This is a genomic window from Micromonospora sp. NPDC006431 (assembly GCF_042870725.1).
Classification (GTDB): domain Bacteria; phylum Actinomycetota; class Actinomycetes; order Mycobacteriales; family Micromonosporaceae; genus Micromonospora.
Genome location: NZ_JBIAHQ010000017.1, coordinates 30,329 through 44,725 on the forward strand (window position 1 = coordinate 30,329; position 14,397 = coordinate 44,725).

A 14,397-nucleotide genomic window follows, 5' to 3' on the forward strand; every position below is an offset into this window, starting at 1 on the left:
GGATGGGAATCGAGCACATCGGGTTCATCGGCCTCGGCAAGATGGGCCGACCGATGGCCGCACGACTGTACGAGGCGGGCTACCGACTCACGGTGGCCGACGCCGCACCGGACGTCGCCGAGGGATTCGTGACCGAGCACCCGAAGGCGGTTACCGCCCATACGGTCGACGCATACCGCGCTGTGGACGCCCTGATCCTGATGCTGCCGAACTCGGCGGTTGTCGAGTCGGTGCTTGAAGGCGACGCGGTCGCGGAAGTGCTGCGACCCGGCACTCTGGTCGTCGACATGAGCTCCTCCGAGCCGCTGCGCACCCGCGCGTTGGCGCAGCGGTTGGCCGCCCGGGGCCTGCGGATGCTCGACGCTCCCGTCTCCGGCGGGGTACGCGGCGCGGTCGCCGGAACGCTGGCGGTACTGGTCGGCGGTGAGGAGATCGATCTGGCCGAGGTGCGCCCGGCGCTGCAGCGGTTGGCCCGGACCGTCATCCCGGTCGGCCCCGTCGGGGCCGGGCACGCGGCGAAGGCCCTGAACAACCTGGTCTCGGCCACCACCATCTCGGTGACCGTGGAGGCGCTCCGGCTGGGGGAGCGGTTCGGCATCCCGCCGGAAACCATGACCGAGGTGCTCAACAGCTCCTCCGGGCGCTCGAACACCAGCGAGAACAAGGCCGCCCAGTTCATGATCAGCGGCAGCTACGACTCGGGGTTCGCGCTGCAGTTGATGGCCAAGGACGTCGGGATCGCCGTCGACCTGGCACGCGAACTCGGCCAGGCCACCGAGGTTGCCGACGGTGTGGCCCGACAGTGGCGGCGCGTCGCCGGGGAAGTCACGCCGCAGACCGACCACACCGCCATGTACGAGCTGATCGGCGGTGACCGGTGAACGCCCCGCTGTTGCACTGGATCGGCGGCGAGGCCGTCCCCCCGATCGCCGGGGGTTTCCGCTCCGGCACCAATCCGTCGACCGGCGGCGTGGGGGCACAGGTCGCGCAGGGCACGGCGGCCGATGTCGACCTCGCGGTGCGGGCGGCCCATGCCGCGGCGCCCGGGTGGCGTCGGATCGCGTCGCTGGAACGCGGCCGGATCCTGGCGGCCATCGGTCGGCGGCTGCTCGCGGACCTCGACGTGCTGGCCGAACTGGAGAGCCTCGACACCGGCAAGCCGCTCCCCCTCGCCACGGCCGAGATCCGGGGTGCCGCGGAGTACTTCGAGTTCTACGCGGCACTGGTGAACCTGCCGGCGGGCGACGTGCTCGACATCCGGCCCGACCTGCACGTTTACACGCTGCGCGAACCGTTCGGTGTGGTCGGGGTGATCACGCCCTGGAACCTGCCGCTCAACCAGGCGGCCCGGGCCTGCGCCCCGGCGCTCGCCGCCGGCAACACGATCGTCGCGAAGCCCGCGGAGAGCACCTCCCAGACGACCGTGGCGCTGGCACGGATCGCCAGCGAGGAAGGGCTGCCGCCGGGGGTGCTCAACGTGGTGCTCGGCCGCGGCGACGAGGTCGGTACCGCGATCGTGCAGCACCCGCTGGTGCGCAAGGTGGCGTTCACCGGTTCGGTGCGGGTCGGGCAGGACATCGGCCGGATCGCGGCGGACCGGATCCTCCCGCTGACTCTCGAACTCGGCGGCAAGTCGGCCAACATCGTGTTCGCCGACGCCGATCTCGAATTTGCCGCCACCGAGGCCGTCCGGGCCTTCACGACCAACGCGGGTCAGGTCTGCTCCTCCGGAACCCGGCTTCTGGTCGAGCGGTCGGTCCAGGAGCGGTTTGTCGCCGCGCTGGTGGCGGCCACCCGGCGGCTGCGCCCCGGCGAGGACGTGGGTCCGATGATCACCCGAGGCCAGTACGACACCGTGCAGCGGTACTTTGCGATCGCCGCCGAGGAGGGGGCCCGAGCCGAGCTGGGCGGTGGCGTGGTCACCGATCCCGAGCTCGACGGCGGCTTCTACGTCGAGCCCACGATCTACTCCGGCGTCACCAACGAGATGCGGATCGCCCGGGAGGAGGTCTTCGGGCCGGTCCTGGTGGTCATCCCGTTCGACACCGAGCAGGAGGCCATCGACCTCGCCAACGACTCGGAATTCGGCCTGGTCGGGGGAGTCTTCACCGAGGACATCTCCCGTGCCTTCCGGGTCGCCGAATCGATCGAAGCGGGGCAGGTCTACATCAACTCATGGTCGACCCAATCCGTCCAGATGCCGTTCGGCGGGCACAAGCAGAGCGGCTACGGGCGGGAGAAGGGGATCGAGGCGCTGCACCACTACTCGCACGTCAAGAGCATCAGCGTGCGGCTGGCTCCCCGTCGCTGAGGTCGGCACGCCTGCATCGCGGCGGTGCCACGCCGGAACTGCTGGAATACCAGCAGCCGATCCGGTGGAACAGAGGATATGACCACCACGCTCTCTATTGGTATGGCAGAACTCTCAGGAGGTTGCAGGATGACGAGCATGCTCCGGACCGCCTCGTCGGTCGAGGCCGACATCAGGCTCGCGGAGAAGATGTTCATCGACGGCGAGTGGGTGGCGGCCGTCAGCGGTCAGACGTTGCCGGTCTATGACCCTGCCGACGGCAGCGTGGTCGTCGAGGTGCCCGCCGGCGACGCGAGCGACGTCGACCGGGCGGTCGTGGCTGCTCGTGCGGCCTTCGCGCCGGGCGGCTCGTGGCGGTCGCTCACCCCACAGGCCCGCGGCAGGCTGATCTGGCGGCTGGCCGACCTGATCGAGGAGAACGCCGAGCGGCTCGCCGTGCTCGACTCGATCGACAGCGGAAAGCCGATCAACGAGATGCGGTACTTCGACATTCCGTTCTCGGTGGACGTACTGCGCTACTACGCCGGCTGGACCACAAAGATCACCGGCGAGACGATTCCGATCTCCTACCCGGCCAGCCACGGCGGGAGGTTCCACGCCTACACCCTCAAAGAGCCGGTGGGCGTGGTCGCCGCGATCGTGCCGTGGAACCTGCCGCTGCTCATGGCCATCAAGAAACTCGCGCCCGCCCTCGCCACCGGGTGCACCGTCGTGCTCAAGCCGGCCGAGCAGACCCCGCTCTCCATCGCGCTGCTCGCGCAGCTCACAGCCGAAGCCGGTATCCCGGCCGGCGTGGTGAACTACGTGACCGGGCTCGGTGAGACCGCCGGCGCGGCCCTCGTCGAGCACCCCGACGTGGACAAGGTGACCTTCACCGGCTCGGTACCCACCGGCAAGGCGATCGTGCGAGCCGCCACCGGCAACCTCAAGCGCGTCTCACTCGAACTGGGCGGAAAATCGCCCAACATCGTCTTCGACGACGCCGACCTCGACGCCGTGATCGCCGGCGCGGCCGCCGCCGCCTTTGCCACCCAGGGTGAGAGCTGCATCGCTGGCTCCCGCCTCTATGTGCAGCGCGGCGTCTTCGACGAGGTCGTCCAGCGGCTCGCGAAGCACGCCGCTTCGATCACGCTCGGCCGAGGTACCGACCCCGCCACCCAGATGGGGCCCTTGATCTCGGCCGAGCACCGCGACAAGGTCCTCGGGTACGTCGAGATCGGCGTCGGCGAGGGCGCCGAGGTGGTCACGGGTGGCCGCGCGCCGCAGGGCGAGGCCTACGCCGGCGGCTACTTCCTCGAGCCGACCGTTATCGTCAACGCCCGCCCGGACTCGCGGATCATGCACGAGGAGATCTTCGGCCCGGTCGTCTCGGTCGTACCGTTCGACACCGAGGAGGAGGTGCTGGTGCTGGCCAACAACACCCGCTTCGGCCTCGGCGCCGGCGTGTGGACCCGGGACGTGTCGCGGGCGCACCGGATGGCCGCCGAGATCGAGTCCGGCCAGGTCTGGGTCAACTGCTACCAGGCGGCCGACTCGGCGCTCCCGTTCGGTGGGACCAAGGAGTCCGGCTGGGGCCGGGAGACCTGCCGGGAGTCGCTGGAGGAGTATCTCGAGACCAAGACAGTCGTGGTGTCCCTGTGAGTGCCTCCCGCGTCGGCTACGACTACATCGTGATCGGAGCTGGTACGGCCGGTTGTGTGCTCGCCGCCCGGCTCAGCGAGGACCCGGCGGTCCGGGTCCTGCTGATCGAGGCGGGCCGGGCCGATCCCAGCGAACGGATCACCACAACGTCCACCTGGCCGGCGCTGCAGCGGACGGACGTGGACTGGGCCTTCCGGACCATCCCGCAAACCGGCACCGGCAGGGTCCACGACATCCCGCGCGGACGTACCGTCGGCGGCACCGGCAGCATCAACGCGATGGCCTTCCTACGCGGCGACCGTCGCGATTTCGACACCTGGGCGTATCTCGGCTGTACGGGATGGGATTACGCCTCCGTGCTGCCGTACTTCAAGCGGTCCGAGACGTCCGCCCACGGCGACCCGGCGTACCGGGGGCAGACCGGTCCGCTCCGCCCGGCACCGGCCGCGCAGCTGCACCCGCTGTCTCAGGCATACCTGGCCGCCGCGGCCCAGGCCGGCCACCCGGTCGTCGACGATCTGAACGGCCCCGAGCTGCGCGGCGCCAGCAGCCACGACCTACTCATCGTCGACGGGCGGCGGCAGAGCACCGCGACGGCGTACCTTGAACCGGCGCTCGGCCGGGCGAACCTCGACCTGGTGACCGGGGCGTTCGTGGAGCGGTTGGTCATCGACGGTGACCGGTGCCTCGGTGTCGACGTGGTCGTCGACGGCGAGCGGCGCCACTACGCGGCAGAGATCGACACCATCCTCTGTGCCGGCGCCATCGGAACCCCACACCTCCTGCTCACCTCGGGGGTCGGCCCCGTTCAGGTCCTGGAGCGCGTCGGCGTCAAGGTGCTCCACGACCTGCCGGGCGTGGGGCAGAACCTCCAAGACCACATCATCCTGGCCGGCCTCACCGTCGAGGCCGGCCGCCCGCTCCCGCCCGCCAGCGGCAATCTCGGCGAGACGACGCTGCTGCTGGACAGTGAACCCGGGCGGGCGTCGATCGACCTGCAGATCGTGTTCATCCACGTCCCCTTCACCAACCCCTGGCAGTCGGCGCCCGAGCATGGCTACACCTTCGGCATCGGGCACATGCGCCCCGCCAGCCGTGGGGTGCTGGAACTGGCCAGCCCCGATCCGGCGGTGCCGCCCCGCATCGACTTCCGCTATCTCGACGAACCCGCCGACACTCGGGCCCTGGTATCCGGTGTCCGGCACGCCCTGCAGCTCAGCGAGATGCCGGCCTTCGACGACTGGAAGGCGAGATCGCACCTGCTCCTGGCCGCCGATGACGCCACGATCGCGGCGTTCGTCCGCGAGGCGGTGCAGTCCTACGGACATGCGGCCGGCTCGTGCCGGATGGGCGTGGACTCGCTCGCGGTCGTGGATCCGCAGCTCCGGGTGAAGGGGTTGTCCGGACTGCGGATCGCCGACGCCTCGGTCATGCCGACCATCGTGTCGACGAACACCAACGCGGCGACGGTGATGATCGCCGAGAAGGCCGCAGACCTCGCGCAGGAGGTCACTGCGGTCTGACCTGCCGGATCAGGCCCGGCGCCCCCGGGCCTGATCCGCTGGACGACGGGTTGTCTGCTGTACCTGTCCGGAGTCGACAAGACTTACCACGCCGTATGCCGTTGCGGCAGTCCTCGACGGCCCAGACGTGGTCTTCGCCGTGCCCGGCCGGCAAGCGCAGCAGCGACGGAACTGATCGGCCTGGCCGACGGCTGGCGAGTCTCCTACATCGACCACCGCGCACCTTCGACGAGTTCCTCATCGCGTCGTCCTAGGCCGTAGGGGCGATCCCCTAGCGGTCGGAAAGCAACGCGTCCGTCAGGAGGTGGACAGAGGCGTGGGACGGCGGCGACGCGAGTCGTACGGCCAGCGCGACCGCAGGACGATGCCGCAGGGGTGACGGTTGCCTACCGTCCTGGATGTGGAAGAACGTCTTGATGGCGTGGCGGTGCCTCGCCGGCGTGTCCGGGCAGGTTGGCGGCGTGCGTTGCTGCGGATTGTCGCTGGTCTGGTAGTGGTGTTCGCGGTGGTCAGCGGCTCAGGTTGGACCTACGAGACGCTGTCGAGGCGGGGCGACGGTCAGCGGCATCCGGCGCCGGGCCGGTTGATCGATATCGGGGGGCGCCGGCTGCATCTGAACTGCACCGGGTCGACCGGCAGTGCGCCGACCGTGGTGTTCGAAGCAGGGCTCGGCGAGTCGTCCACGACGTGGGCGACGGTGCAACAGATGCTGACCGACGGCTCGGCGACCGTCCGGGTCCGGGCGTGCAGCTATGACCGCGGCGGCTATGCGTGGAGCGATCCGGGGCCGGGTCGGCGCGACGCCGGGCGGCTGGCCGAAGAGTTGCACACCCTCCTGACCAACGCGGGCGAACATGGGCCGTACGTCCTGGTCGGTCATTCGCTGGGTGGGTTCGTGGTGCGTCTGTTCGCTGACCGTTGGCCTGGCGAGACCGCGGGTATGGTGCTGGTGGACGTCACCGACGAGCGCGAGACCGGGACGTTGAAGGCGAGCGCGCCTATCATTCGTGGGCAGATGGCAGCCTTCCGGTTCGCCGCGCGGATCGGTGTGGTGCGCCTGGCTCCGGGGATCGCCGCGAGCGCGGGCGCGCCGCGGGTGGTACGTGAGCATGCGGCGGTCGTGTATCGGAGCACCAGCATGGCAGCCGCCGCCAGCGAAGCCGAGGCGTCTGTGGACAGCGCCCGCCTGGTGCAGTCAACGGTGCGTCCTGGCGCCTGGCAGGACCGGCCGGTTGTCGTGATCTCCGCGGCCGGGCAGCCGCGCGAGGCGCTCGAGCATCACGCCCAACTGGCCGCCCTGTCCAGCCGAGGCCAACACGTCATCGCCGACACGGCCGACCACTACGTCCATTACGGCCAGCCGCAGCTGGTTGTGGACGCGGTGCGACGAGTCGCCTCCGGTGCTGCTCTGTAGACGACCGTCGGCCGCGCAGATCGGCAGGCATCACAAGGCGTCAGCGGACAACAACCGCCGTCGCCGCGCCGGCTGAGCAGCCCGCCCTGGCCGGCGGTCACGGGGCAGGCGCGGGGTCAGGGCGGCCATGCGAAGCGCATCGTGCAGCGCCGCGGCGGCGTTGTCGTCAACGGTGGGTAGGGTCCGCGCGGCGAGCCAGGCGGCCCCGACCTCGCCTGGCGCCGCGACGAGCACCGGCGCCGACCATCGGCGGGTGAGCCGTCGGCGGACCGCGTCCTGGAAGATCCGACCGGCGGTGAGGACACTGCCGGCGAGCACGATCGGTGTGGTGTCGGCGCTCTCGCGGACCGCGGTGACGGAGGCTACCGGCCGATCGGCGGCCGATCGGACGATCGCCCTGGCGTCCGGGTCACCGGCGTCGGCAGCGCGGGCCACCAGCGGTGCGAGCTGGGCGAGTCGGGTCGGCGGCCGGTCGTACACGGTGCGTACCAGCGCGTCGGCGCACTCACGGGTGGCCGTTTCGGGCTCTGTTCCGAGTAGCTGCCGCGTCACCAGTACGGCGAGCGGGCCTGGCGGACCGCCGGCGTAGAGCGCGCTGGCGACGGCCTGGGCGGCGGCCCGGCCCAGCCAGAACCCCGAGCCTTCGTCGCCGAGCAGCCAGCCCAGGCCGTCGACGCTGCGCACCAACGTGCGCTTGTGGAGCTGGGCGGCGATGGCCCCGGTGCCCGCGATCAGCACGGTGCCGGACGGCTGCCGGGTACCCGCCGCGAAGCGACCATCACGTCGCCGACGACCCGGACCGGGCAGCGCAGCCCCAGGCCCGCCCACGCGCGCTGGAAAGCGGCGGCTGTGGCCGGCTCGGCGAACGCGCCGGTACCGGCGATGCCGAGCACGGCGGCCCGGACCGCGCCCGGGTCGACACCGGCCAGGGCCGCGCGTACGGCCTCCGCCACCGTGGCGGCGGCGTTCGTCGGCGGCGTTGAGACCGGATTGGCGCCGCCCGCGCGTCCGTACCCGACCGGTACGCCGGTGGCGGTGGTGATCAACGCGCGCGAGGACGAGCCACCCACGTCGAGCCCGAGGACGAGAGGTTGACTGCCGGCACCTCCCACGCCCAGTACGTGTCGCTCAAGGGCGGTGCCCCCGCCCCCGTTGTTCCGCATGCCCAGGACCGGGCGATGTGGATGTGGGAGGAGTCGTCGTACAACCTGCGGCCGGGTGGGCGACGACGAGTACGGCCGCCACCTGCGGGCCGACCTCACCGCCGCAGGAGTCGCTGGGGTGCTGGTGGATCCGACCGAGCCCAGCGGACCCGCGCTGATCCTGGTCGACGCCGCCGGGGAGAACATGATCGCCGTGTCGCCCCGGCGTTAACGGCGCGGTCGACGACAACGACCTGGCCCGCGCCGTAGCCGGTCTGCGCGCGGGCGACGTTGTCGTTTGCCAGCTGGAAGTACCGCAACCGGCGGTTCGGGCGTTGGCGACCGCAACCCGCGCAGCCGGGGCGCGACTGGTGTGCAACGCGGCCCCCGCCGCCACGCTCGACGCCGACGTGCTCGCCGCGCTCGACGTACTCGTGGTCAACGAGACCGAGGCGCAGGTGGTGCTCGGCGCGGTCGTCCCCACGCCGACCGGCGCCGCTGCGGCTGCCTGCCGAGCCGGCTGCGCCGTCGTGGTGACTCTCGGTGCCGAGGGCGCGGTTTACGCCGACTCGGACGGCCGGTCCGGCCACTGCCCCGCGCCGATCGTCGACGCCGTCGACACGGTGGGGGCGGGGAATGCCTTCGTCGGCGCACTCGCGGTCGCGCTCGCCGCCGGCGTCGCCCTCCCTGACGCGGTCGCGGCAGGCGTGGCCGCCGGCTCGCACACCGTCACCCAGGTCGGCGCGCGGACCGCACCACACGCGGTCGCGGCGTACCTGCCCGCCGTGTCGAGCACCGAAGGCAGCTGACGCTGCCCGACCACGAGATGCCGCAGCTCCTGCTGATGGCCCCGGGCTCACCGAGCGGGCAGGATCGTCAGACGTTGGAGACGCGCGAGCAGCGTCGGGCTTGGGTATTTCGAGTCGGCCACCTTGTCCATCAGTACTGCGATGTAGTGGGAGTACAGCTCGGGTGGGAGGCCGCGTTCGATGGTGTCGAGCATCGCCGGACTGGGGTATCGGTCGTTATCGACCTTGTCGATGAGCTCTCCGTAGAAGTCGAGTTGGCTCTGCCGCATGTCGGACAGGAGGTTCTGCAGCCACTGCCGCTGCCGATCGTTGTGGTCCTGCTCTTCCTTCGGTCGGCCTTGCGTAGGGGCCACCGTCGTATCGCCCTGACCCTGGGTCATGATTGCCTTCCTCACCTGCGTGTCCGGGGTCGTCCAGCGGACTTCGAATGTCGTCGTCCGCCGCATCGGTAGGTACTGGGTACCCGGAAAAGGGGCCGGTACGCGCCGGGCGGCTGGAACGTCCGACGATCGACCGGTTGCCGGTCCGGCCACCAACGTGGACACCCCGGTTTTCGTCGGCCCTCCCGCTGGGTAGGGGCTAGTTCATGACGGCAGATGCACAGGTTCAAGAGGACCGTGCCCGTGGTCAGTCTGATGGCGACGGTGCCCACGGACGTCCCGGTCGCGACCACGAGTCCCGGCGTGATCATCGTGAGGGCCGGTCCGAAACGGATGGCACGCGAGAGCGGTCCCGGGGTGATGACGGTGACCGGCAGGGTTCTGGCTCCGGTCGCCGCGGCCTGGTGGACGTCGCGCGGACTGCCTTGGGTGAGTTCGTGGAGTTGACCGGGCTGACGCCGGAGAGACTGAGCGGGGCACGACCGGAGAAGGATGGCTGGTCCTTCCTCCTCGACGTCACCGAACTGGAACGGATTCCCCCGAGCAGCAGCGTTATGGCGACCTACCGGGTGGACGCTGACCAGGAGGGCCACGTCATCCAGTACGAGAGGCTGCGGCGGTTCCATCGCAGCGCCACGGATCAGACATGACGGGGAATCTGGCGGCGCCGCGGTCGAGGTACGCGCAGCCCGCTTCGGACTCGCTGGCGGATGTCCTGGAGCGGGTCTTGGACCGTGGCGTGGTCATCGTCGGCGACATCGTGGTGGGTGTGCTCGACATCGAGCTGCTGACGTTGAAGGTGCGGCTACTCGTTGCGTCGGCTGACACGGCACGGCAGATGGGCATCGACTGGTGGCTGCATGATCCTTTCCTGAACTCGCGGGCCGCGCAGGTCGAGGCCGACAAGAAGGCCACGGCGAGAGCAGGTCGACGGGACGAGGCCGAAGCCGCCCCCCAGGCGGAGGAAGAGGGGGTTGGAGCGCAGCCGGCATCCGCAGCGGTGTTGGGCAGCGGACGCGCCGGTGGAGGCGGGCTCATCGACCAGTTGCGGGCGGAGAATGAGGCACTCCGCGAGCGTTTGAGCGAGATCGAGCGGCGCGTGCGGACCGGGAGCTCGGAGTGACCGCGAACCAGGGCATCTACCTGTATGCCGTCGTGCCCGCGGAGGCCGCGCTGCCCACCATGGCGGGCATCTGCGACGAACCGACCCAGCTCCTCGCCGGATCGGGTCTGGGCGTGCTGACCAGCGAGGTGTCCGCCGAGAGCTTCGCGGCAATCAACGACGAGTCCGGCGATGCGGCACTGCTCGGCGAACTCGCTCGGCGGCATGACACCGTGGTACGGGCCGCCGCGGACGCCGCCGGTGCCGCGCTACCGCTGCGGCTGGGCACGGTGGTGACCGGGCGGCGGGCGCTACTTGATCTGCTGGCTGTCCGCGGCGAACACTTGCGCCGGTTGTTGGCAAAGGTCGCTGGCTGTGACGAGTTCGGAGTGCGCGTTAGCGCCGGTAGCAGTACCGCGGCAAGCAGCCACGACGCCGAAGACAGCGAATCGGGTACTCCGGCCCCCGGGGGAAGCCCCGCCGGGAGCGCCGACGACACTGAGGAGCGGTCCGCGAGCATCGGGGCTGGCCTGGCCTACCTTCAGCAGCGACGCGAGGCGTTGCAAAGCGTGCAGCGACGCAGGGAGGCCTCGGCCGTGCTGGCTGCCCACGTGGACGAGGCACTGCGTGAGCAAGCCGTTGACGCCGTCACCGGTCGGGGCGGAAACATACTGGACCGGACGTACCTGGTGCGCCGCGACCGGTGGTCGAAGTTCATCGAGGTTGTCGACCAGTGCGGCGACCGGCTGGCCGCCGAGGGTTACACCCTCAGCGTCAATGGGCCGTGGCCGCCGTACTCATTCTCGGTGACCAACCTCAAGGTGGCTGACCGTGGCTGAGCGGCGTGATCTGAGCACCCGGCTCACCGGCACGAACGACCTGGTCGAGCTGCTCGACCGGATCGTTGATCGCGGTGCTGTGGTCAGCGGTGATGTGGTGATCGCACTGGCCGGAATCGATCTCATCCGGTTGGACCTCAACCTGCTGCTCATCTCGGCTCAGCGGCTCGACGATTTCCAAGCTGGACTCGACGAGCCCGAACAGTGGGGAGTAAGTGGCCGCGAACCGGGCAATGCCTGAATGGACAACAGGAAGGAGGCTCGCGTGATGACGCCGTCGCGGAATGATTCGCCGCTCCGGGTGAACATCGACCCGGAGCAGGCCGGCGCGGGCCTCGGCCGCCTCGTCGTCGTGCTCCTGGACGTGGTCCGGCAGTTGCTGGAGCGCCAGGCGTTACGCCGGGTGGACGAGGGTGGTCTGACCCCGGAGCAGGTGGAGCGGTTGGGGCAGGCGTTGCTGGCCTTGGACCGGCGTTTCGCCGAGTTGCGGGAGATCTTCCAGGATTCGCCGACCAGTGGTGAATTCGGAATCGCCGACCCGGAAGACCGCACGGCGCAGGCGGATCGTCAGTCGGAACGACGAGACGACCGGACGGACCTCGACCGGTTGGTGGCCTTCGCGAGAACCGATAGGACGAGCTGACTGGCAGCGAATACGCCACGCCGTAACGGTGAGGGCAACACCCCTGGCGGCGGGACCGAAATTCACCCCTGGACGACCAGCGATTGAGGAGAAGCGACAACGATGACCATGATGACCACCGGAGCGAACCGCGCTCCCCGCCCAAGTAGTCTGGCCGACGTACTGGACCTGGTCCTGGACAAGGGCATCGTGATCGACGCGTATGTGCGCGTCTCGCTGGTAGGGATCGAATTACTGACCATCGACGCCAGGATCGTGATCGCCAGCGTGGACACCTACCTACGCTTCGCCGAGGCGGTCAACCGCCTCGACCTTCAACCCGAGGGACAGGTCACCGGCCTGCCCGGGATGATCCAAGGGATGACCGAGGGAGGCGCCCGCTCCAAGACCCGCGGCGCGCTTGGCGGTCTCAAGGACACCCTGGGCGAGATCAAGGACTCCGTGCACAGCGACCGGGACGACCAGGAAGGTGAGGGAGACGAGGGCTCGGCGCGCCGGCGGCGCAAGCTCCCGATCGGACGCCAGACTGGCAGTGACAGGGAGAGCTGATCGTGCTGGTCGTATACGGATTGGTCCGCCCTGCGCATCCGTTGCCCGAGAGTGTCACCGGTATCGGGACGCCAGCCGGCCGGGTCCGGTTGGTGGGTACCGACCAGGTCGCCGCGGCGGTGAGCGAGATCGGCGACCAGGCCCTGCGCGACGCCGACGCGGTCGACTACCTCGACGTCTTACGGGCCCTGATCGAGGGTGGACCGGTCCTGCCGGTTCGGTTCGGGACGCTCGCCCCGGACGACGACGCCGTGCGATCGGAAATCCTGGCGCCGCTCGGCGAGCGAGGCGCCTCGCGGCTTGATCAACTGGACGGCCTCGTCGAGATGCAACTGAAGATCAAAGCCGATGAGGATGCCGAGCTGCGCAACCTGCTCGCCTCGTCGCCGACACTGCGCCAGCTGGTCGGGCAGTCCCGAGCAGGCGCGCCGGATCTCAATGCGCAGATCAGCGTCGGTGAGCAGGTGAACCAGGGACTGGCCGAGCGGCGTGCGGCACTCGACGCTCAGGTAGCCGGCCGGCTGACGCCGCTCACCGTTGAGCACGGCTCGCGCACCGCAGACGACGTCACGCTCCTCACCCATTACTACCTGGTCCGTGCTGACGACCTCGAACAGTTCGACGCAGCCGTTCAGGAGCTGCGCGACGACCTCGGTGAGCGCTACACCGTCGAGTACGTGGGCCCGCTGCCACCGCTCGACTTCGCCGAGAGTGCGGACGACGTGCCCCCGATACCCGCGAGCGGAACCGCGTCCAGCCGCTGGGGATGGTGAGAAGCCTCAAGGAAGAGCGGTGCCGTGAACAACGGTGAAGCTCAGCATCGCCGTCGCCAGCGGGTACCTACCGGGCGTTCCCCTGCCGAGTCCTGACTGATCCACTGCGGGCCGGAACAGCGACCGGTTCGGTCATAGGCGCTGCCTATGACGGTGGTCTGGGAATGATCCCTACCGGGGAGCGCCGCGCGGGCGAAGCCTGGAACGGTGATCGTTCTTGCTGAGATGCCCACCCGCCGCCGCGCACCCGTCCAGGCCGCCGGGCTCGGCGCGGCGGTGTTGCTGGGACTCGCCGCGACGGTTGCCGGCACGCTGGTCCCCGTGGTCGGTGCGCCCGTCTTCGCCGTTGTCGTCGGGGTCTTGCTGAGCCCGCTGGCACGGCGCCGGTCCGAGGCGATGGCGCCGGGGCTGAGCTTCGCCAAGGGCCTGGTGCTCCAGTTGTCAGTCGTGTTTCTCGGTGCTCAACTGTCGCTCGACGAGGTGCTGTCGGTGAGCGCGGAGTCATTGCCGGTCATGCTGGGCACGCTCGGGGTGTGCCTGCTGCTGGCCTGGTCGGTGGGCCGGCGGCTCGGCGTTCCCCGCGATCTGCGCACGCTCATCGGCGTCGGCACCGGTATCTGCGGCGCCTCCGCCATCGCGGCCGCGACACCGGCGATCCGGGCGAAGAGTAACGACGTGGCGTACGCGATCTCGACGATCTTCCTCTTCAACGTGGCCGCCGTGCTGGTCTTTCCCCCGCTCGGGCACGCGCTGGGGTTGGACGCGCACGCGTTCGGGCTCTTCGCGGGCACCGCCATCAACGACACCAGTTCGGTGGTGGCGGCCGCGGGCGCCTACGGCCAGGACGCCGCCGGATACGCAGTCGTCGTCAAGCTCGCCCGCACCCTGATGATCATTCCGGTCGTCCTCGTCCTCGCCACCCTGACCCGCCGCCGCGCCGACCTGCCGGAGACGTCGAAGGCCCGGCTCGCGGCCTCTCTGGTGCCCTGGTTCCTGGTCGCATTCCTTGCCGTGGCCGCGCTGAATACCGGTGGACTCATCCCCGCCGCCGCCCAGGCCGCTCTGCACCAGGTGGCGCTGCTGTTCATCGCGATCGCCCTCGCCGCCGTCGGCCTCTCCACCGACGTGGCCGCCCTCCGCCGCGCCGGTGCCCGGCCGCTGCTGCTCGGCCTGATCCTCTGGGCCGCGGTCAGCTCGACCAGCCTGGGCCTGCAATACCTGCTGGCCCGATGACGAGGCCCGGGACGGGCCGAACACCCGAGCACCTGTGA

At 70.1% G+C, this 14,397-nt stretch carries 18 protein-coding genes; 15 read left to right on the forward strand and 3 right to left on the reverse strand.

The features are described from left to right. Positions 1-2 precede the first annotated feature (2 nt). The 5 genes from ACFYM6_RS25340 (at position 3) to ACFYM6_RS25360 (ending at position 6,889) form a co-directional block, all read left to right on the forward strand. Complete coding sequence (locus ACFYM6_RS25340) at positions 3-881, forward strand: NAD(P)-dependent oxidoreductase (RefSeq protein ID WP_387279555.1); 879 nt, start codon at positions 3-5, stop codon at positions 879-881. Continuing rightward, positions 878-2,311, forward strand: coding sequence for an aldehyde dehydrogenase family protein (locus ACFYM6_RS25345; protein ID WP_387279327.1), 1,434 nt, complete (start codon positions 878-880; stop codon positions 2,309-2,311). Before ACFYM6_RS25340 ends, ACFYM6_RS25345 begins: the two co-directional genes overlap by 4 nt. A gap of 78 nt (positions 2,312-2,389) precedes the next feature. Next, complete coding sequence (locus ACFYM6_RS25350) at positions 2,390-3,952, forward strand: aldehyde dehydrogenase family protein (RefSeq protein WP_387279329.1); 1,563 nt, start codon at positions 2,390-2,392, stop codon at positions 3,950-3,952. Next, on the forward strand, positions 3,949-5,475 hold the full coding sequence (locus ACFYM6_RS25355) for a GMC family oxidoreductase (protein ID WP_387279331.1): 1,527 nt from the start codon (positions 3,949-3,951) through the stop codon (positions 5,473-5,475). Before ACFYM6_RS25350 ends, ACFYM6_RS25355 begins: the two co-directional genes overlap by 4 nt. Before the next feature lie 400 nt (positions 5,476-5,875). Then, positions 5,876-6,889, forward strand: coding sequence for an alpha/beta fold hydrolase (locus ACFYM6_RS25360; RefSeq protein WP_387279333.1), 1,014 nt, complete (start codon positions 5,876-5,878; stop codon positions 6,887-6,889). A gap of 30 nt (positions 6,890-6,919) precedes the next feature. Here ACFYM6_RS25360 and ACFYM6_RS25365 read toward each other — a convergent pair whose 3' ends face one another. Both ACFYM6_RS25365 and ACFYM6_RS25370 read right to left on the reverse strand, forming a co-directional pair. Next, positions 6,920-7,627 carry an N-acetylglucosamine kinase gene (locus tag ACFYM6_RS25365; RefSeq protein ID WP_387279335.1) on the reverse strand — a complete coding sequence of 236 codons (708 nt, stop codon included), beginning with the start codon at positions 7,625-7,627 and terminating at the stop codon, positions 6,920-6,922. Continuing rightward, positions 7,621-7,935: a hypothetical protein gene (locus ACFYM6_RS25370; RefSeq protein WP_387279337.1), complete on the reverse strand. Its 315-nt coding sequence runs from the start codon at positions 7,933-7,935 to the stop codon at positions 7,621-7,623. The genes ACFYM6_RS25365 and ACFYM6_RS25370 overlap by 7 nt, the downstream gene beginning before the upstream one ends. A gap of 115 nt (positions 7,936-8,050) precedes the next feature. Here ACFYM6_RS25370 and ACFYM6_RS25375 point away from each other — a divergent pair, with 115 nt between their 5' ends. Beyond that, a complete protein-coding gene (locus ACFYM6_RS25375) occupies positions 8,051-8,263 on the forward strand; it encodes a PfkB family carbohydrate kinase (protein WP_387279339.1) in 213 nt (70 codons plus the stop codon). 43 nt (positions 8,264-8,306) lie between these two features. Next, positions 8,307-8,840 (forward strand): PfkB family carbohydrate kinase, encoded by a 534-nt coding sequence (locus ACFYM6_RS25380; RefSeq protein WP_387279556.1) that lies wholly within the window; start codon positions 8,307-8,309, stop codon positions 8,838-8,840. A 47-nt stretch (positions 8,841-8,887) separates the two neighbouring features. Here the strand turns inward: ACFYM6_RS25380 and ACFYM6_RS25385 are convergent, their stop codons facing one another. After that, the gene (locus ACFYM6_RS25385) at positions 8,888-9,220 is read right to left on the reverse strand and encodes a hypothetical protein (protein WP_387279341.1); all 333 of its coding nucleotides are present in this window, start codon (positions 9,218-9,220) and stop codon (positions 8,888-8,890) included. Positions 9,221-9,426: 206 nt separating this feature from the next. On the opposite strand from ACFYM6_RS25385, the gene gvpO reads away from it, so the two are divergent. The 8 genes from gvpO (at position 9,427) to ACFYM6_RS25425 (ending at position 14,359) form a co-directional block, all read left to right on the forward strand. Then, positions 9,427-9,870, forward strand: a complete 444-nt coding sequence (gvpO, locus tag ACFYM6_RS25390; protein ID WP_387279343.1) for a gas vesicle protein GvpO — start codon at positions 9,427-9,429, stop codon at positions 9,868-9,870. After that, positions 9,867-10,343, forward strand: a complete 477-nt coding sequence (gene gvpJ, locus ACFYM6_RS25395; protein ID WP_387279345.1) for a gas vesicle protein GvpJ — start codon at positions 9,867-9,869, stop codon at positions 10,341-10,343. Before gvpO ends, gvpJ (ACFYM6_RS25395) begins: the two co-directional genes overlap by 4 nt. Further along, complete coding sequence (locus tag ACFYM6_RS25400; protein WP_387279347.1) at positions 10,340-11,161, forward strand: GvpL/GvpF family gas vesicle protein; 822 nt, start codon at positions 10,340-10,342, stop codon at positions 11,159-11,161. Before gvpJ (ACFYM6_RS25395) ends, ACFYM6_RS25400 begins: the two co-directional genes overlap by 4 nt. Further along, entirely contained in the window at positions 11,154-11,402 is a 249-nt protein-coding gene (gene gvpJ / locus ACFYM6_RS25405) for a gas vesicle protein GvpJ (protein ID WP_387279349.1), read from the forward strand. Before ACFYM6_RS25400 ends, gvpJ (ACFYM6_RS25405) begins: the two co-directional genes overlap by 8 nt. A 27-nt stretch (positions 11,403-11,429) precedes the next feature. Then, entirely contained in the window at positions 11,430-11,804 is a 375-nt protein-coding gene (gene gvpK, locus ACFYM6_RS25410; protein WP_387279558.1) for a gas vesicle protein GvpK, read from the forward strand. Positions 11,805-11,915: 111 nt separating this feature from the next. After that, a complete protein-coding gene (locus ACFYM6_RS25415) occupies positions 11,916-12,353 on the forward strand; it encodes a gas vesicle structural protein GvpA (protein ID WP_387279560.1) in 438 nt (145 codons plus the stop codon). A gap of 2 nt (positions 12,354-12,355) precedes the next feature. After that, positions 12,356-13,126, forward strand: coding sequence for a GvpL/GvpF family gas vesicle protein (locus ACFYM6_RS25420; RefSeq protein ID WP_387279351.1), 771 nt, complete (start codon positions 12,356-12,358; stop codon positions 13,124-13,126). A gap of 207 nt (positions 13,127-13,333) precedes the next feature. Then, a complete protein-coding gene (locus ACFYM6_RS25425; RefSeq protein WP_387279353.1) occupies positions 13,334-14,359 on the forward strand; it encodes a YeiH family protein in 1,026 nt (341 codons plus the stop codon). Positions 14,360-14,397 lie beyond the last annotated feature (38 nt).